The organism is Pseudomonas sp. GW460-12-10-14-TSB1 (assembly GCF_017349775.1).
Lineage (GTDB): Bacteria > Pseudomonadota > Gammaproteobacteria > Pseudomonadales > Pseudomonadaceae > Aquipseudomonas > Aquipseudomonas piscium.
Window position 1 is genome coordinate 21,597 of the sequence record NZ_JACNAC010000059.1, and the last position, 19,129, is coordinate 40,725.

The 19,129-nt window shown below is 64.1% G+C and carries 10 protein-coding genes; 7 read left to right on the forward strand and 3 right to left on the reverse strand.

Annotated features, from left to right (window positions below; all coding sequences use genetic code 11):
* Positions 1–226: 226 nt before the first annotated feature.
* The 4 genes from J4D52_RS25650 (at position 227) to lapD (ending at position 3,996) form a co-directional block, all read left to right on the forward strand.
* Positions 227–814, forward strand: a complete 588-nt coding sequence (locus J4D52_RS25650; RefSeq protein WP_007929756.1) for a YecA family protein — start codon at positions 227–229, stop codon at positions 812–814.
* 10 nt (positions 815–824) lie between these two features.
* Entirely contained in the window at positions 825–1,220 is a 396-nt protein-coding gene (locus J4D52_RS25655) for a YbaN family protein (RefSeq protein WP_025805138.1), read from the forward strand.
* 109 nt (positions 1,221–1,329) lie between these two features.
* Positions 1,330–2,037, forward strand: a complete 708-nt coding sequence (locus J4D52_RS25660; protein WP_025805136.1) for a transglutaminase-like cysteine peptidase — start codon at positions 1,330–1,332, stop codon at positions 2,035–2,037.
* Between the two features lie 18 nt (positions 2,038–2,055).
* On the forward strand, positions 2,056–3,996 hold the full coding sequence (lapD, locus tag J4D52_RS25665) for a cyclic di-GMP receptor LapD (RefSeq protein ID WP_063428946.1): 1,941 nt from the start codon (positions 2,056–2,058) through the stop codon (positions 3,994–3,996).
* A gap of 35 nt (positions 3,997–4,031) precedes the next feature.
* Here the strand turns inward: lapD and J4D52_RS25670 are convergent, their stop codons facing one another.
* Positions 4,032–11,879, reverse strand: coding sequence for a retention module-containing protein (locus J4D52_RS25670; RefSeq protein WP_207272171.1), 7,848 nt, complete (start codon positions 11,877–11,879; stop codon positions 4,032–4,034).
* Between the two features lie 590 nt (positions 11,880–12,469).
* Here J4D52_RS25670 and J4D52_RS25675 point away from each other — a divergent pair.
* Genes J4D52_RS25675 through J4D52_RS25685 form a run of 3 tightly spaced genes read left to right on the forward strand, consistent with a single transcriptional unit; the run spans position 12,470 to position 17,373 of the window.
* Positions 12,470–13,828, forward strand: a complete 1,359-nt coding sequence (locus tag J4D52_RS25675) for a TolC family outer membrane protein (protein ID WP_025805133.1) — start codon at positions 12,470–12,472, stop codon at positions 13,826–13,828.
* A 19-nt stretch (positions 13,829–13,847) separates the two neighbouring features.
* Complete coding sequence (locus tag J4D52_RS25680; protein ID WP_063428942.1) at positions 13,848–16,007, forward strand: type I secretion system permease/ATPase; 2,160 nt, start codon at positions 13,848–13,850, stop codon at positions 16,005–16,007.
* A gap of 10 nt (positions 16,008–16,017) precedes the next feature.
* The gene (locus J4D52_RS25685; RefSeq protein WP_053277901.1) at positions 16,018–17,373 is read left to right on the forward strand and encodes an HlyD family type I secretion periplasmic adaptor subunit; all 1,356 of its coding nucleotides are present in this window, start codon (positions 16,018–16,020) and stop codon (positions 17,371–17,373) included.
* 106 nt (positions 17,374–17,479) lie between these two features.
* Here J4D52_RS25685 and J4D52_RS25690 read toward each other — a convergent pair whose 3' ends face one another.
* Both J4D52_RS25690 and J4D52_RS25695 read right to left on the reverse strand, forming a co-directional pair.
* Positions 17,480–18,088 (reverse strand): tRNA-uridine aminocarboxypropyltransferase, encoded by a 609-nt coding sequence (locus tag J4D52_RS25690; RefSeq protein WP_102676203.1) that lies wholly within the window; start codon positions 18,086–18,088, stop codon positions 17,480–17,482.
* A gap of 10 nt (positions 18,089–18,098) precedes the next feature.
* Positions 18,099–18,992, reverse strand: a complete 894-nt coding sequence (locus J4D52_RS25695; protein WP_009047635.1) for a LysR family transcriptional regulator — start codon at positions 18,990–18,992, stop codon at positions 18,099–18,101.
* Positions 18,993–19,129 lie beyond the last annotated feature (137 nt).

Genomic DNA, 19,129 nt, shown 5'->3' on the forward strand with positions numbered 1-19,129 from the left:
AGACCACGGTTTTCACTGACAAATCCGTTAGCGGACTTTTCCTGGACCGTTACGACGCCTGCAGGGCATCACAAAACGCGCAAGTATACCCGAGCACTTGCCGGCGAAGGGCGACGACAATGGACCGCTGGTAACCTTTAGAAGCGCGCAAATCTGCGCTGCGGCTGGCCTGAGCGCTCAAGAAGGCCTAGAATTCAGCATCGTTTATTCCCAAGGTAGTCCTTCAATGTCCTTCGCTGAGCAATTAACCCGCCTGCAAGCCTTCCTCGACGCCGATGAGCTGCATGACGAGGCGCTGGACTATGTGGCCGCCCACGGCTACCTGACTGCGCTGTCCATCTGTTCCGAAAGCGTTCCCGACCGTGAGTGGATCGACGCCCTGTTCGCCGAGGAGCCGCACTACAGCGACGCCGCCCAGCGCGAAGAGATCGAATCCACCCTGATTGCCCTCAAGGCCCACATCGCCCGCCAACTGGCCTCCGACGAAGAGTTCGAGCTGCCGTGCGACCTCGACCTCGGCGACGAGCCGGACGACTCCGACCTGCGCGGCTGGTGCATCGGCTTCATGGAAGGCGTGTTCCTGCGCGAAGCGGCCTGGTTCGAAACCGCCGAGGAAGAAGTCAGCGAGATGCTCCTGCCGATCATGGTCGGTTCCGGTCTGTTCGACGAACAACCCGAGTTCTCCGACATCGCCAGCGATGCCAACCTGATGGACGACATGATCGTGCAGATCCCGGAAGCCCTGACCGCGCTGTACCTGCTGTGCAACGCGCCGGACGAAAAACCGGCCATTCTCAAGCCTCGTCACCACTGAGTCGTTGCCTATGGCCAAGCCCATAGGCAACCGCCCCCTGATCCTGCGTTACGTTCTGCTGGCCATCGGCTGGCTGAGCGTAGTGCTGGGGGTGACCGGCATCTTCCTCCCGGTATTGCCCACTACCCCTTTCCTGCTGCTGGCCGCCGCCTGTTTTGCCCGCAGTTCGCCGCGTTTCTATCAGTGGCTGGTGGACCATCCGCGGCTCGGCCCGTGGATCCGCGACTACCTGGACGGCCACGGCATCCCGCTCAAAGGCAAGGTCTACGCCATCGGCCTGATGTGGCTGAGCATCGGCCTGTCCTGCTACCTGGTGCCCCTGCCCTGGGCCCGTGGCTTCATGCTGACCAGCGCGGTGCTGGTGACCCTCTACATCCTGCGCCAGAAGACCCTGCACAAGCCTTGATCCCGGCCCCTGCGCGCCTCCCTCCTCCGTTCGTGGCAACCCGACCAGCTGCCCATGCTCGCGAAAAATACCGCCTAGACTTCAGAAACCTGCATTCGAGCAGCCCGCCATGTCCGCAAGCCTGCATCGCCCCGACTGGACACTGCTCCGGCTTCGGCTGGCCGGCTGGTCGCTGTTGCTGGTCTGTTTGTGGACCGACCCGGGCAATGTCCGGGCGAACTGGGAATTCGTTTCTGTCCTGAGCACCTTCGAGCACCGTCATCAGGTCCTGGGCCCGGCCCGGGAGCGTCTCGAGGCCTGGAACCAGTTATTGCAGGACGTGACCGGGCAACCGGAAGACGAACAACTGAACGCCATCAACCGCTTCTTCAACCAGCAACTGAGCTTCAAGGAGGACCAGCGCACCTGGCAGCAGAGCGACTATTGGGCCACGCCGATCGAGGCCCTGGTCAAAGGCGCCGGGGACTGTGAGGACTATGCGCTGGCCAAGTATTTCAGCCTGCGCAGCCTGGGGGTCTCCAGCGACAAACTGCGCCTCACCTACGTCAAGGCCAGACGCGGCAACCGGCCGCACATGGTCCTGGCCTATTACCCCAGCCCCAGCGCCGGACCGCTGATACTGGACAACCTCAGCAGCGACATTCGTTCCGCCGCCCAACGCCAGGACCCGAACCCGGTATACGCCTTCAATGCCGAGGGGCTGTACCTGCCCGGAGCGGCTGGCGATACGCGCAGCATCGATCCGAAAAAACTCTCGCGCTGGCAGGACGTGCTGAAAAAGATGCGGGACGAGGGCTTCACCGTGGGTAATGGCTGATCCGACAAGGAGTGCCGAATGTCGCTACTCAAGCAACTGTTTCTCGCCATCTGCCTGTTCCTGCTGGTGGCCTTCAGCGGCAGTTTTTTTGTCAGCCTGGAAAGCTCCCGCGAGCAGATGCTCAGCCAGCTGCGCTCCCACGCCCAGGATGCGGCCACCGCCCTGGGCCTGTCCCTGACCAGCCAGGTCGACGACCCGGCGATGATGGAGCTGATGGTCAGCTCGATCTTCGACAGCGGCTACTACAACAGCATCCGGGTGGTGAACATCGAAGACGAAAGCATCCTGGTGGAGCGTTCGGTGCCCGCCAACGTCGAGGGCGTACCCCAGTGGTTCGTCAGACTGGTGAACCTGCACCCGCAAGGCGGCGACGCCCTGGTCATGCGCGGCTGGGAACAGGTGGCGCGGGTGGAGGTGCTGAGCAATCCGCAGTTCGCCCTGGCCAGGCTCTGGGACAGCAGCCTCGGCGGCCTGGTCTGGCTGCTGGTCTGCGGGCTGCTCAGCGCGGTATTCGGCGGCTGGCTGCTGCGGCGCCAGTTGCGGCCGCTGGATGCCATGGTCAGGCAGGCCGAAGCCATCAGCCATCGTGAGTTCATCAGCCTGCCGAGAGTGCCGCGCACCCCCGAACTCAAACGGGTGGTCCTGGCCATGAACCAGATGGTGGAGAAACTCAAAGCCCTGTTCGCCGAAGAGGCCGCGCGCAGTGAGAAACTGCGGGCCGAGTCCTATCAGGACAGTCTGACCGGCCTGGCCAACCGGCGCCTGCTGGACGAACAGCTGGGCGATCAGTTGCTGCTCAACGAGCAGAGTGGCGATGGTTATCTGCTGATGCTGCGGGTCAATGACCTCAGTGGCCTGAACCAGCGCCTGGGCGGCCAACGCACCGATGCCCTGATCAAAAGCATCGGCGACCTGCTCAAACGCATCAGCGCCCAGAGCGATCGGCGCCACTGGCTGGCGGCGCGCAATCGCGGCGGCGAATTCAGCCTGCTCACACCAGGCCTGGACAGCCGCGGCGCCGAGCGCCTGGCCATGGAAATCAGCGCCACCCTGGAGAACCTGCGCCTGACCGGGGCCAGCGACTGCACGCCGGTAGCGCACCTGGGCATAGTCGCCTACCAGCCCGGCAACCCGCTGAGCAGCGTATGGTTGCGCCTGGACCAGGCGCTGGCGCAAGCCCAGCAGCACCCCGAGCGCCCCTGGGCGTTGCTGCAGGATTTCACCGCCGGCCCCAGCCAGCCGCAGCATGACTGGCGCGCCTGGATCGACGACGCCCTGAATAACGGCAAGTTGAAGTTGTATTTCCAGCCGGTGGTGCAGTGCGCCGACACCAGCGAGGTGCTGCATCACAAAGTGCTGGCGCGTTTGCTCGACCCGCAGGGCGAAGCCGTCGCCGCCGGGCATTTCCTGCCATGGATCGAGCGCCTCGGCTGGTCGGCGCGCTTCGACCTGGCCATGCTCGAACACACCCTGGATTATCTGGTCGAGCATGCCTGGCCGCTGGCCCTGAGCCTGTCCGGCAGCACCCTGCGCGACCCCGATGCCTTGCAGCGGATCCTCGCCCAGCTCAAGGCCCTGCCCGACCTGGCCAGGCTCCTGACCCTGGAGATCGATGAACGCCAACTGCCCTCGGCCAGCGAGCTGCAGCAACTGAGCCAGCGCCTGCGGGACAGCGGCTACCGAATCGGCCTGCAGCACTTCGGCGGCAACTTCAGCCAGATCGGCAACCTCGCCCACCTGGGCCTGGCCTACCTGAAAATCGATGGCTGCTACATCCGCGATATCGACCGGCAAAGCGACAAACAGCTGTTCATCGAGGCCGTATTTCGCGCCACCCACAGCATCGACCTGCCGCTGATCGCTGAACGGGTCGAAACCCAGGGCGAACTGGACACCCTCAAGGCCCTGGGCCTGTTCGGGGTCATGGGGCGGCTGATCGGCCCACCGGAACCGATGTAGCCCCTCCCCCGCATAGCTCCGGCGCCAGCCTGGCCTCAGACGTTATCGACCTTCAGCGAATGGTCGTTGAGCATGCCGTTGATGATGGTCGCGGTATCCACGCCACCCGCGATCACCCCGCCCGCACCCGGCGTCACCCCGTAATGCGCCGCCAGGTTGACCCCGGCCAGGTCGATGGTCTGACTCGGCGTGGCCCCCGCCGCCGCGCTGACATCGATGCTGGTGACCAGGGACGGACCGCTGCCGGTGACCGTGAAGTGCAGGTAGTCATCCAGCGATGCGCTGCTGGCGTTCTCGCCTTGCAGCAGTTGCGACAGGTCGAGCTTGTCGGTGCCCGGCGTGAAGTCGGTGATCAGGTCATGCCCGCTGTTGCCCTGTTGCCACTGGAAGGTGTCGCTGCCGCTGCCACCGCTCAGGCTGTTGTTGCCCAGCCCGCCGATCAACAAGTCGTCGCCGCCACCGCCGTTGAGCACATCGTTGCCCAGGCCGCCGGTGATGATGTTGGCGTTGTTGTCGCCGGTCAGGCTGTCGTTGTAGTTGGAGCCCACCAGGTTCTCGATGGCGGTCAGGATGTCGGTACCGGCGCCGCCGGTGTTCTGCGCACCGAGCAGCGAGAGGTCGACCGTGACCCCGGCACTGGCATGGGCGTAGCTGGCGGTGTCGTTGCCCGTGCCGCCGTCGAGCAGGTCGTTGCCCGGCCCGCTGAACAGCAGGTCGTTGCCAGCGTCGCCGTGCAGGGTGTTGTTGCCGCTACCGGCGATGAGCACGTCGTTGCCGTCGCCGGCATTGATCAGGTTGTCGCCGCTGCCGGCCAACAGCACATCGTCGCCAGCGGTGCCGGTCAGGGTATGGCCGCCCTGATAGCTGATGCTCACCGCCGCGCTGTCGCTGCCGCCATGGCTGTCGCTGGCGGTGTAGGTGCCGTGGTAATCCGACGTGGATTCCTGGCCGCCGGCATAGTTGACGGTCATGGTCAGCTGGTAGTTTTCCGAACCGTTGGCGTTGCCGCCGCTGGGGTTGGTCAGGTTGGTGATATGGATCTGGTAGGTGCCGTCCGCCCCCGCGGTGAATGAGCCACCGTCGGCGATCGCGGTGTAGGCCCCGCCATTGAAGGCGTATTCCATGCCCACCCGGCCTGCTGTCAGGTTGTGATCCAGGTTCAGGGTCTCGCCCTGTTTCAGGGTGACGCTGATCACATCCTCGTCGTTGTCATTGCCGTTGTTGATGCTGCCCAGGAAGCCGCTGATCACCACCGCGGCCGTCATGGCCGCAGTATTGGCATTGAACGAGGCCCGGGCAACGGTCAGGGTCTGGTTGGACCCTCCGGTGAAGCCGATGGTCTGCAGGCTGCCGGCGGTAAAGTCTGCCCCTGGGGATAACCAGCCGGTGTTGAAGCTGGTCGGCGCGGCCGTCAGCGGATCGCCGTTGGCATCGCTGTCGTTGGCCAGCAGGGCATCGGCCGGCACCAGGATGGTGCCCGACAGAATATTGGTGATGATGTGGTCGTCGCCCGCCACCGGCGCCACGTTCGGATTGACCTTGATCACCAGGGTCGAGCTGGCCAGGTCGCCGTCGTTGTCGCTGGCGGTGAAGCCGACCGCCTCGGTCAGCACCGCGCTGGTGATTTTCTGCGAGCTGTAGGTGTAATCGCCCGTGTCGAGTTTCACCACCAGCGTGCCGCCGTTATTGGTGGCGATGCTGAGGCTGTTGTCCAGGGTGTTGAAGGTGCCGTGGTTGACCCCGCCGCTGAAGCTCAGCGAGCCCTGGTTGCTATTGCCGTTGGGGTCATAGGTGTAGGTGGTGCCATCGACCACCAGGATCTTGATGAAACCGCCATCGGCGCCGAACGAGCCGCCTTCGCCGAGCAGGGTACCGGTGACCGGAGTGCCCTGTACCGTACCGGCCAGCACCGAGTCGAGCTGGTTCAGGTCGGTGACCACCACGGCATTGGTGTCGATATGGGTACTGCCGTCATAGGCCAGCGGGTCGAGGTTGCTGTTGCTGACGCCGCTGCCCAGGCCGATTGCATAGTTCTTGATGCCGTTGGCGTCGAGGAAGGCTTTCCAGGCGGTCTCGTCAGCGGTGCCGATCTCCTGGCCATCGGTGGGCTTGCCGTCGGAGAAGAAATAACCGACGTTCTGCGCGCCACTGATCTGGCCACTGGTGACAAACGCCAGCTTCGCCGCGGCCACGGCCGCATCGTAGTTGGTGCCGCCGCCGGCGGTCAGGGAGGCGATGATCGACTTGGCCGTCGCCACATCGACCCAGATCGGCGTCTTGTCCGTGGCACTGCTGCTGAAGGTGACGATCTGGACCTTCACATCGCCCATGTCGTCGTACTTGTCGAGCAAGGTGCTGATCGCCTGCTTGGCCAGCTCCAGGCGCGACAGGCCCGGTACCCCGGACGGATCGGCCATGCTGCCGGATACGTCGATCACCAGCAGCAGGTTGGAATCGACTTCCAGCGCAGTGACCGCACGCTCGCTGGCGACCGCCTTGGGCACGTCGTCGACGATGCTGATCTGGATGGTGCTGGTGGTGGTATTGCCCACCGCGTCGGTGGCCTTGTAGGTGAAGCTTTCGCCCAGCACGTTGGGGCCGTCGTTGGCAGTCGGCGAGGTTTTCGGCGCCGAGGTCAGGGTGTAGCGGTAGGTGCCGTCGGGGTTGAGCAGGATCTGCCCGTAAGTGCCAGTGGCACTGCCGACCAGGGTGTAGGTGATAGTGCCGCTGCCACCAGTGACCGAGCCAACCAGGGTGCCGGTGGCGGTTTCGCCGGTGTTGCCCGGGTCACTGCCGATCACCGTACCGGCCGCCAGGTCCTGGCCGTCCTTGTTCAGGTCCAGGGCTTTTTCGAAGACAGTGACATCCTGGTCAGTGACCGCCGTGAGCTGGTTGCCGCAGATCTGGATGGTGATGGTGGTGGTGCTTTCATCGCCGTCCGCGTCACGCACGGTATAGACGAACACATCCTCCGAATCGGGAACGGTGACCGAGTTCGGATAGCTGTGATAGGTCGCGTTGCCGAAGGCGTCCAGGGTCAGCGTGCCATACAGGCCGTTGATGGTGGTGTTCAAGCCGCCAATGGCCGAGGTCGAGGTATCGCTGCCGGCGCGCACGCCGACCACCGCGCCCGTGGCTGCCGGGCCATCGGCGCCCGCAATATCGTTACCCAGCACGTTACCGCTGATGGTGGTGCCTTCATCGGCCATCACCACGTCAGGATTCGCGGTGGGCAGGTCATCGACGATATTCACATCGATCACCCCGGAGGCGCTGCTACCGTCGCTATCGCTGGCCAGCACAGTGAAATGCTCGGCGATGCTGTTGGCCCCCAGCCCCGTCGGGTGGTCTTCATTGTCGAGCAGGGTGTAGCTGTAACTGACGACACCGCTGCTGGCGTCGTAACCGGTGATGGTCAGGGTATTGCCCAGGGCGGTGGCGATCGATTGCGGGAAGCCTGCGGCCACCCCGCCGGTCACCACATTGATCCCGCCCACGGTCAGGGTTTGCAGGCCGTCCGGCGCGGTGACGATGAAGAAGCCGCTCTGGGTCAAGGCTGGGGCATTGGGGCTGGTGCCGTCGCTGAGGTGCTTCTCGTAGACCCTCAGCTCGCCGCCCGGGATATCCAGGCAGTCCAAGGTCACACCGTCGTCGTTGTTATGGATATTCAGCACCAGGTTGGCGGTGCTGGGGTCGCCGTCGGCGTCGGTAATGGTGTAGGCGAAGGTCTCGGTACCGTTGCCATTGCCGTGCAGCGCCTTGAAGTCGGCGTCCGCGGTGTTGAGGGTGTAGGTGTAGGTGCCGTCGGCTGCCAGCACCAGGGTGCCGTAGGTGCCAGTGAAGGTACCAGCGGTGACCGGGCCGCTGGGCACCCGGTCGGCGCCTTGCACGTCGTTGCTCAGCACATTGCCACTGAGCACCAGCTGGCTTTCCGAGGCGACGCCATTGCTGTCATTGACCGCCGTTGGCAAATCGTCCACCACGTTCACATCCAGCGAACCGCTGGCGGTGCTGCCATCGGTATCGGTGGCGACCACATTGAAGTGCTCACTGAGGCTGTTGGCGCCGTTGGCGGTTGGGTGATCCTCGTTGTCCGCCAGGGTGTAGCTGTAGCTGATCACCCCGGTAGCCGCGTTGTAGCCGGTGATGGTCAGGGTATTGCCCAGGTCGGTGGTGATCGATTGTGGGAAACCGGCAGCGACTCCACCGCTGACCACACTGATGCCCCCCACCGTCAAGGTTTGCAGGCCGTCCAGGGCCGTGACGGTAAAACTGCCGCTCTGAGTCAGGGCCGCTGCATTCGGGCTGCTGCCATCTGGCAGATTCTTTTCGTAGACCGTCAGTTCGTCGCCGTTGCTATCCAGGCCATTAAAGGTCACGCCGTCGTCGTTGTTATGGATATTCAGCACCAGGTTGGCAGTGCTGGGGTCGCCATCGGCGTCGGTGATGGTGTAGGCGAAAGTCTCGGTACCGTTGCCATTGCCGTGCAGCGCCTTGAAGTCGGCGTCCGCGGTATTGAGGGTGTAGGTGTAGGTGCCATCGGCTGCGAGAACCAGGGTGCCGTAGGTGCCGGTGAAGGTACCGGCGGTGACGGGACCGCTGGGCACCCGGTCGGCGCCTTGCACGTCGTTGCTCAGCACATTGCCACTGAGCACCAGCTGGCTTTCCGAGGCGACGCCATTGCTGTCATTGACCGCCGTTGGCAAATCGTCCACCACGTTCACATCCAGCGAACCGCTGGCGGTGCTGCCATCGGTATCGGTGGCGACCACATTGAAGTGCTCACTGAGGCTGTTGGCGCCGTTGGCGGTTGGGTGATCCTCGTTGTCCGCCAGGGTGTAGCTGTAGCTGATCACCCCGGTAGCCGCGTTGTAGCCGGTGATGGTCAGGGTATTGCCCAGGTCGGTGGTGATCGATTGTGGGAAACCGGCAGCGACTCCACCGCTGACCACACTGATGCCCCCCACCGTCAAGGTTTGCAGGCCGTCCAGGGCCGTGACGGTAAAACTGCCGCTCTGAGTCAGGGCCGCTGCATTCGGGCTGCTGCCATCTGGCAGATTCTTTTCGTAGACCGTCAGTTCGTCGCCGTTGCTATCCAGGCCATTAAAGGTCACGCCGTCGTCGTTGTTATGGATATTCAGCACCAGGTTGGCAGTGCTGGGGTCGCCATCGGCGTCGGTGATGGTGTAGGCGAAAGTCTCGGTACCGTTGCCATTGCCGTGCAGCGCCTTGAAGTCGGCGTCCGCGGTATTGAGGGTGTAGGTGTAGGTGCCATCGGCTGCGAGAACCAGGGTGCCGTAGGTGCCGGTGAAGGTACCGGCGGTGACGGGACCGCTGGGCACCCGGTCGGCGCCTTGCACGTCGTTGCTCAGCACATTGCCACTGAGCACCAGCTGGCTTTCCGAGGCGACGCCATTGCTGTCATTGACCGCCGTTGGCAAATCGTCCACCACGTTCACATCCAGCGAACCGCTGGCGGTGCTGCCATCGGTATCGGTGGCGACCACATTGAAGTGCTCACTGAGGCTGTTGGCACCGTTGGCGGTTGGGTGATCCTCGTTGTCCGCCAGGGTGTAGCTGTAGCTGATCACCCCGGTAGCCGCGTTGTAGCCGGTGATGGTCAGGGTATTGCCCAAGGCGGTGGTCACCGATTGCGGGAAGCCCGCGGCCACCCCGCCGGTCACCACATTAATTCCGCCCACGGTCAGGGTCTGCATGCCGTCCAATGCGGTCAGGGTAAAGCTGCCGCTCTGGGTCAGCGCGCCCGCATCCGGGCTGCTGCCATCCGCCAGGTTCTTCTCGTAGACCGTGATTTCGCCGCCTTCGATATTGAGGCCTTGAATCACCACCGGATCGTCGTTGTTGTGCACCTGCAACACCAGGTTGGCGGTGCTGCTGTCGCCATCGGCATCGGTCAGGGTGTAGGCAAAGGTCTCGGTGCCGCTGCCACCGCCCTGAAGCGCGAGGAACGCCGGATCGCTGGTATGGACCGTGTAGGTGTAGGTACCGTCGGCGGCCAGCACCAGGGTGCCGTAGGTGCCATTGAAGGTGCCGGCGGTGATGGGTCCGCTGGGCACCCGGTCGGCGCCCTGTACATCGTTGGTCAGCACATTGCCGCTCAGGGTCAGCTGGTTTTCCGAGGCGATGCCGGCATTGCTGTCGTTGGCTGCCGTCGGCAGGTCATCGACCACATTGACATCCAGCGTGCCGCTGGTGCTGCTGCCGTCGACGTCGGTGGCGACCACCGTGAAACTCTCACCCAAGGTGTTGCTGCCATTGCCGGTCGGGTGCGCCTCATTGTCGACCAGGGTGTAGCTGTAGCTGACCACCCCGGTGCCGGGGTCGTAGCCGGTGATGGTCAGGGTATTGCCCAGGCCGGTGCTGATCGACTGCGGGAAGCCCGCGGCCACGCCGCCACTGACCAGGGTGATGCCGCCCACGGTCAGGCTCTGCAGGCCGTCGAGCGCCGAGACATTGAAGGTACCGCTCTGGGTCAGCGCGCCCACATCCGGGCTGCTGCCATCCGCCAGGTTCTGCTCGTAGACCGTAAGCTCCGCGCCTTCGAGGTTCAGGCCCTGAATCACCACCGGGTCGTCGTTGTTGTGCACCTGCAACACCAGGTTGGCGGTGCTGGTATCGCCGTCGGCATCGGTCAGGGTGTAGGTGAAGCTGTCCGTACCGCTGCCGCCGCCCTTGAGCGCGAGGAACGCCGGATCGCTGGTATGCACGGTATAGGTGTAGGTACCGTCGGCGGCCAGCACCAGGGTGCCGTAGGTGCCGTTGAAGGTGCCGGCAGTGATAGGTCCGCTGGGGACCCGGTCGGCGCCCTGCACATCGTTGGTCAGGACATTGCCGCTCAGGGTCAGTTGGCTTTCCGAGGCAACGCCATTGCTGTCGTTGAACGCCTGGGGCACATCGTCGGTGATGTTGACATCCAGCGAGTTGCTCACCGAATCGCCATTGCTGTCACTGGCCAGCACGGTGAAATGTTCACTCAGGCTGTTGGCACCGTCGGCGGCGGAATGGATTTCGTTGCCGACCAGGGTGTAGCTGTAGCTGACCGTCCCCGTGGCAGGATCAAAACCGGTGATGGTCAGGGTGTTGCCCAGGGCAGTGGTGATCGACTGCGGGAAGCCCGCGGCCACCCCGCCACTGACCACGGCGATCCCGCCCACACTGAGGTTGAGCAGGCCGTCGGGGGCGGAAACACTGAAGGTGCCGTTCTGCACCAGGGCCGCCGGATTGCTCGCCGAACCTTGGGGCAGATTGGCTTCGCTGAGGGTCAACTCACCATTGGCGACCGACAGGCCGACCAGGGTGACCGGGTTGTTCGGTGGTGGCGGCAGCGCGATATCGCCGTCGTCGCTTGGCGGTACCGCGGCAATCCGCTCAGGCACGAACTCGGGGATTCCGTTGAAGCCCGCGGTGGGGAAACCAATGATCGGCTCGACCCGCCCCGCGACTTCTTCAAGCAGTACAAAGGTGTGCCCGCCCCCCAGGGCGCCGGCGGTGCCACCCGTAGCACCGGGGCCGGCCGCGGTGGCTTCGCCGGTTTGCGTCGGGTCGGCGCCGGCAACGATGGCTTTCTGCAGTTGCTCGACATCGGTCAACTGCGCCTCGCTGGGGGTCACGGCTTCAGGCGCCTGCACATGGGGCGCCTGGTTCGCCAGCAGTTGCGGGGTCATTTGCAGGCTGCTGTCGCGCCCGAGGGTCAGTTCCTGGCCGTTCTGCAGATGTACGGCCACCGCGCCCTCCGCACCGGTCACCAGTTGATCCCCCGCAAACAGACGATCGCCTTCTACCAGAACGCGTCGGCTGCCATCCGCCGCTACCGCTACCACCTGCCCGATTACCTTACTGACGACACCGATTAACCTAGCCATGAGCACTTTCCTCCGCTGCCGACCGCTATCGGCATCTGGTTGCACGGAAAAGTGCTATGGCGTTATCGGGTCACCGACGGGAAACGCCAGCCTGAAGGTTCACTGACTGCTGCTCAGTCGAACCTGCGCACCGGCCTGTCCCTCTCGCTCGTCCCTCGCTGGCCTGCTGTTTCTGCCGAAGGCAAAACCGAATGCAATCAAACGCATTCAGGCTTCGGACAGCCCTCCCGCGAAAGTCGCGACACGGATTAAAACACTGCAAGTGACAAAAAAATGTCGCTGAAAAATCCGTATCTCACCCTCCCCACCGCTCCTCTCCCGCCCTATGTCGCAAATTTTGTTGAACCTTTTCAAACCCCTAAAAAGCTCTCTAGAGCCTATAAATACGGGGCTTTCGAACTGAACAATGTGCTGGATTTCACAGAGTGCATAAGTTTTTTTCAGCATAAGCCTTATGAGAAATTCTTCTTAGCTTCTGCTCAGGATGTTCTTAGCTCTGTTGTTACAAGCCTGAAACGGTTTGACCTATAAAGTTCGTCATTTTTTTGGCGACTGCAAAGCACCATACATGGACCAGGGAGATGTACCTCATGCGCGTTTTCACCCCCCTCAGTAGCGCGATTTTATTAGCCGTGGCCTGCATTCATCAGGCCCAAGCCATGTCTCTGACGGAGGCGATTCAAAGCACGCTGGACAACCACCCGGAACTGCGCGCGAGCCAGAACAACCGTCTGTCGGCTGATGAGGACGTCAAGGTCGCCAAAGGGGGCTTCTATCCATCGCTGGACCTGAATGCTGCCTATGGCCGTGGCTACAGCGACAACACCACCACGCGCGCGTTGGGCAACCACCACACCGAGACGCTGACCTATACCCAGTCGGAGTTGCGCCTGCGGCAAATGCTTTTCGACGGCTTTAATACCGCCAACGAAGTCGGGCGCACCCAGTCGGTCTCCAACTCGCGGGCCTACTACACCCGCGGTACCGCCGAAAGCCTGGCCCTGCGCACCATCGAGGTGTACCTGGAAGTGCTCAAGCGCCGCGAACTGGTGACCCTGGCCAAGAACAACCTGCAGGCGCACCTGCGGGTCAACGACCAGATCGGCCTGCGCAGCGAACGCGGCGTCGGCAGCACCGCCGACCTCGACCAGTCCAAGGCCCGTCGCGCCCTGGCGGAAAACAACTACGATACCGCGCAGGTCGACCTGGCCGACGCCGAGGCCAACTTCTTCAGCGCCGTGGGCCGTATGCCCGACGAACTGGAAAGCCTGCCTTCGGTGCGCGGCGAGATCCCCGCCAGCCTGCCGGATGCCCGGCAGAGCATGCTGGAGAACAACCCCTACCTGAAATCGGCCCAGGCCGACGTGCAAGCGGCCGAGAGCCAGTACGAGGTCGCCAAGTCGCCGTTCTACCCACGCTTCGACGCCGAGGCCGCGGTGGGCGCCAACGACAACGTGCAGGGCGACAAGGGCCACGACAATGAGTGGCGGGTGGGCGTGGTGATGAACTACAACCTGTTCCGCGGCGGCAGCGACAAGGCCCGCCTGCAATCTGACGCGCACAAGATCAACCAGGCCATGGACATCCGCAACAACGCGCTGCGCATGCTCAACGAGAACATCACCCTGGCCTGGAACGCCATGGTCAACGCCAAGAAGCAGACCCCCACCGCTCGCGAATACGCTGAAACCACCACCCGCGTACGGGCCGCCTACCAGGACCAGTTCGGTCTTGGCCAGCGCACCCTGCTCGACCTGCTGGACAGCGAAAACGAGCTGTACAACGCCAACCGCCGCTACACCGAAGTGCGCTACACCGAGGAGTTCTCGATGTATCGCGTGCTGGCGAACATGGGCGAGTTGTTGAACAAGGAAAAAGTCGTGGTGCCAGCCGAAGCGATCGCCCAGACCGAAGTGAAGAGCGACGCTCGTCTGCCGGAGATGCGTTAAGTCCTCGGAGGACTTCAATGTGACCAGCATGGAACCCGGGAGCTCAGGCGTCGATCCGCGCCTGAGCTTTGATGACCCGTTGTTGGACGGATTGCTGATCCTCTGCAAACTGCACGACTGTACCGTCAGTCGTGCCAGCCTCAGCGCGGGGCTGCCCCTGGCCCAGCAACGCCTGAGCCTGGACCTGCTGCCCCGCGCCGCGGCCCGCGCCAGCCTGCAGGCGCGCCTGCTGCGTCGCGAGCTGTCGGCGATCTCCAAGCTCAACCTGCCGGTGCTGCTGATCCTCAAGCATGGCCGCTGCGCGGTCCTGCGCCGCTGGGGCGATGACGGCCAGGCGCTGATCCTGCCCAGCGAAGCCGAAGGCGGCGAGCAGTGGGTCAGCCAGGCGGAGCTGAACGACGACTACAGTGGCCAGGCGCTGTTCGCCCGGCCACGCCACGAACTGGAAGAACTGCGCAACTCCCTGGTGCCGCGGGTCGAAGCCTGGTTCCGCGACACCCTGAAACTCTCGCGCTGGCTGTACAGCGACGCGATCCTCGCCAGCCTGCTGATCAACCTGCTGGGGCTGATGGTGCCGCTCTTCGTCATGCAGACCTACGACCGCGTGGTGCCCAACCAGGCCACCTCGACCCTCTGGGTGCTGGCCATAGGTTTATTGATCGGCACCGGTTTCGAGCTGGTGCTGCGGGTGGTGCGCGCCCATCTGCTGGACAGCGCCGGCAAGCGCACCGACGTGATCCTCTCCGCCACTCTGTTCGAGCGCATCACCGGCATGGCGATGAAAGCCAAGCCGGCGACCGTCGGTGGCTTCGCCCAGAGCATCCATGACTTCCAGGGCCTGCGTGAGTTTCTCACCGCCGTGACCCTGACCAGCCTGATCGACCTGCCCTTCGCCGTGCTGATGCTGCTGGTGATCGGCCTGCTCGGCGGCTGGCTGGTGGTGATTCCGTTGCTGGCGTTTCCCCTCACCATCCTCTTCGCCATGCTGATCCAGGTGCGCCTGCGCGACACCGTGCAAAAGAGCCTGAGCCTGGGCGCCGAACGCCAGGCGCTGCTGATCGAAACCCTCGGCGGCCTGGAAACCCTCAAGGCCTGCAGCGCCGAAAGCGAACGCCAGCACCGGTGGGAAAGCACCCACGGCGCCCTCACCCGCCTCGACAGCCACGCGCGCAATCTCTCGGCCCTGGCCACCAACGGCACCCTGTTCATCCAGCAGTTCTGCGGCATGGCGACCATAGTCGCCGGGGTCTACAGCATCATCGCCGGCAACCTCAGCGTCGGCGCGCTGGTGGCCACCTACATGCTCGGCAGCCGGGTCCTGGCGCCGCTGGGGCAGATCGCCGGCCTGATCACCCGCTACCAGCAGGCGCAGCTGACCATGCGCAGCACCGACGCCCTGATGGCCCTGCCCCAGGAACGCGATGCCCGCCAGCGCCCGCTGGAACGCACGCAACTACAAGGCGCGCTGGCGCTCAACCAGGTGACCTTCCGTTATCAGGGGCAGAATGCCGCGGCCCTGAGCAACATCAGCTTCAGCATGCAGCCCGGCGAGCGCATCGGCATCATCGGGCGCAGCGGCTCCGGCAAGAGCACCCTGGGGCGCCTGGTCATGGGTTTCTATGCCCCCGAGGAAGGCCAGTTGCTGCTGGACGGCCTCGACCTGCGCCAACTCGACGTGGCCGACCTGCGCCAGCAGATCGGCTATGTCGCCCACGACCTGCCGCTGTTGGCCGGCAGCCTGCGCGACAACCTGACCCTAGGCGCCCACTACATCAGCGATGCCCGCATGCTGGAGGTGGCCGAGCTGACCGGGGTCACCGATCTGGCCCGCCAGCATCCCCAGGGCTTCGACCGGCCGGTGGGCGAGCGTGGCCAGCTGCTGTCCGGCGGCCAGCGCCAGGCCGTGCTGCTGGCCCGGGCGCTGCTGCTGGACCCGCCGATCATGCTCCTGGACGAACCCACCAGCGCCATGGACAACAGCAGCGAAGACGCCCTGCGCCAGCGCCTGCACGCCTGGGTACAAGGCAAGACCCTGCTGCTGGTGACCCACCGCACCTCGATGCTCAGCCTGGTGGAGCGGCTGGTGGTCCTGGACAACGGACGGATCGTCGCCGACGGCCCGAAAGAAGCGGTCATCGATGCACTGCGCAAGGGCCGTGTCGGCTCTGCGACGGTCTAGGAGTCGCCCCATGCCTGCCTCATCGCAATCGCGCGGCTACTTCGCCAGCCTGCGCAAAAGCGCGGAAAGCGAGTTCATGCCCGAAACCGCCGGCGCCTCGTTGCAGGATTCGCCCCGCGGCTCGCGTATTGTCGTCTGGCTGACCACAGGGCTGCTCGTCAGTGCCCTGCTCTGGGCCAAGTTCGCGGTGCTGCAGGAGGTGACCACCGGCGAAGGCAAGGCCATCCCGTCGAGCAAGGTGCAGGTGGTGCAGAACCTGGAGGGCGGTATCGTCACCGAGATCTTCGTGCGCGAAGGGCAGATGGTGAACAAGGGCGACACCCTGCTGCGCCTGGACGACACGCGCTTCTTGTCGAACAAGGGCGAAAGCGAGGCCGACCGCTATGCCTTGATGGCCCAGGTCGAACGCCTCTCCGCCGAAGCCGAGGGCCGGCCGTTCAAGCCGTCCGACGAGGTGGTGGCCAAGGCGCCCCAGGTGGCGGAGGACGAACGCTCGCTGTACGAACAGCGCCAGCGCCGCCTGGCCAGCGAACAGCGGACCCTGAGCGAACAGCTGCGGCAAAAGACCCAGGAACTGGCGGAGTTCCGCTCGAAACAGGGGCAATTCAGTTCCAGCCTGGCCCTGCTCAACCAGGAGATGAACATGTCGGCGCCGCTGGTGAGTACCGGCGCGGTGTCACCGGTGGAGATCCTGCGTCTGAAACGCAGCGCGGTGGAAATCCGCGGTTCGCTGAACGCCACGACCCTGGCCATTCCCCGGGCGGAATCGGCTATCAACGAGATCAGGAGCAAGATCGACGAGTCCGAACAAAGCTTCCGCTCCGACGCCGCCAAGGAGCTCAACGAGAAACGCACCGACCTGTCGAAAATCACCGCCACCAGCATCGCCATCGACGACCGGGTGACCCGCACTACCGTGACCTCGCCGGTGCACGGGGTGATCAAGCAGCTCAAGGTCAACACCATCGGCGGCGTGGTCCAGCCCGGCAGCGACATGGTGGAAATCGTGCCACTGGAGGACAACCTGCTGATCGAGGCCAAGGTGCGGCCGCAGGACGTGGCCTTCCTCCATCCCGGGCAGAAAGCCATGGTCAAGTTCAGCGCCTACGACTACACCATCTACGGCGGCCTGAGCGCCAAGCTGGAACTGATCGGCGCCGACACCATCACCGACGACAAGGGCAACAGCTTCTATCTGATCCAGGTACGCACCGACAAGAATCACCTGGGCGGCGACCTCAAGCCGCTGCTGATCATCCCCGGCATGGTCGCCACGGTGGACATCATCACCGGCGAGAAAAGCGTGCTCGACTACCTGCTCAAGCCGGTGCTCAAGGCGCGGACCGAGGCGATGCGCGAGCGTTAGACCCTCGGATTTGTGGTGTACGGAGAAACGCTATCGCGAGCAAGCTTCGCTCCTACAGAGGGTTGTACATTCCCTGTAGGAGCGAAGCTTGCTCGCGATGAGGCCCTCAAGCCTTGCCCTCACCATGATTGCGCTGGAACACCTCCTCCCCCATCGCCGCGATCTGCCCGTCGATCAAGGCCTCGAAAGGTTTCAGCAAAGGCTCGAACGAGGTTGGCGCCTCCAGGGTCTGCAGGGCCTGGACTATGGCTTCGACGGTCGACAAGGCCCCCGGCCCGGGTGCCTTGCGCAGCCGGTAACGGGACACCGCGCCTGCGGCCAGGGTCACCCGCGGCAGCGCGGCCAGCAGCGGATTGAGGTGCAGCAACTTGCGCGCCTTGCGCCAGGTGCCGTCGGGCACCACCAGCAGCAAGGGCTGCTCGTCCGGCGCACTGGAGTAGGCCTGCAACGGCTGCGCGTCCTCCGCCGGGAACAGCAGGCGCGCCTGATACCCGGGGCAGTTCAACAGCTTCGGCAGATCGTCAAACACCTCGCCGACGATCAACTCGGCATTGTTCAACCCCAGCGCCGCCAGCCGCGCGGTGTTCAACGCGTGGTTCACTTCACTGGGATGCTGCAACAGCAGTATCCGGGTGCGGCTGTCCAGTCGTGGAATCAACGGGCACAGGCAATGGGTTTTCGGGCGCAGGCAACGCGGGCACTGGACTCTCGACATACTGGCCTCCTCAGACCTGGTTGAGCTGCGCCTTGAGCAGATCGCGGAACGTCTGGATCAGCGGCTCCCGGCTACGGCCGCGGCGCACGATCATCGAAAACGGCGCCTGATAGCCGAAGGTGGCCGGCAGCAGCACACGCAAATCGCCCTTGTCGGCCCAGGCCTGGGCGTAATGTTCGGGAAGGTAGCCGATGTAGGCGCCGGACAGTACCAGGATCAGCTGCGCCTCCATGCTCTCCACCGTCGCCGCGCTGTGCTTGAAGCCGTGGCGGGCCAGTTCGGCCTGGCTCCAGTAGCCACGACCGACCATGCGCTGCTGGGTGATCACCTGCTCGGGGATGCGCCGCTCGTTGAACAGCGGGTGCCGGCTGCTGCAATACAGCCAGTGCTGCTCGCGGTACAGCGGCATGTACACCAGCCCGCTCATGCGCGTGGAGAACGCACCGATGGCCAGGTCCAGGCGGTTGTCCTGCACGCCGAGCTGCAATTCGTAGGGGCTGAGCACCGACAGGTGCAAATGCACCGCCGGGTGTTCCTGGCTGTAGGCACCGATGGCTTCGGCGAACGGCAGGGCCTTGTCGCTCACCGTCGAGTCGATCACCCCCAGGTTGAGGGTGCCGCGCAGTTCGCCCTTGAGCGCCGCGGCGTACTGCTCGAAGCCTTCCAGTTCGCCCAGCAGGCGCAGGGTTTCCTGATGGAACAGCTCGCCCTTGCTGGTCAGGCTGAAACCGCCGCGGCCACGGTGGCACAGCACCAGCCCCAGGGCCGACTCAAGCTGGCTCATGTAGGTGCTGATGGCCGACGTGGAGAGGTTCAGTTCGTGCTGGGCATTGGCGAACCCCTGATGCCGCACCACGCTGACGAAGATGCGCAATAGTTTCAGATCAGGTAAAGCGTTGGCCATGGGAGCTCCACAAGGAAAATCGACAATGGGGATCGGGTGTCAGGGTCATCCAGGCCCCATTGGCGTTCCTTCATAGAGAATCTGGCGATCTTGATTATGGCTGCTATGCAGCCAATCGCGGGCAAGCGTCGCTCCTA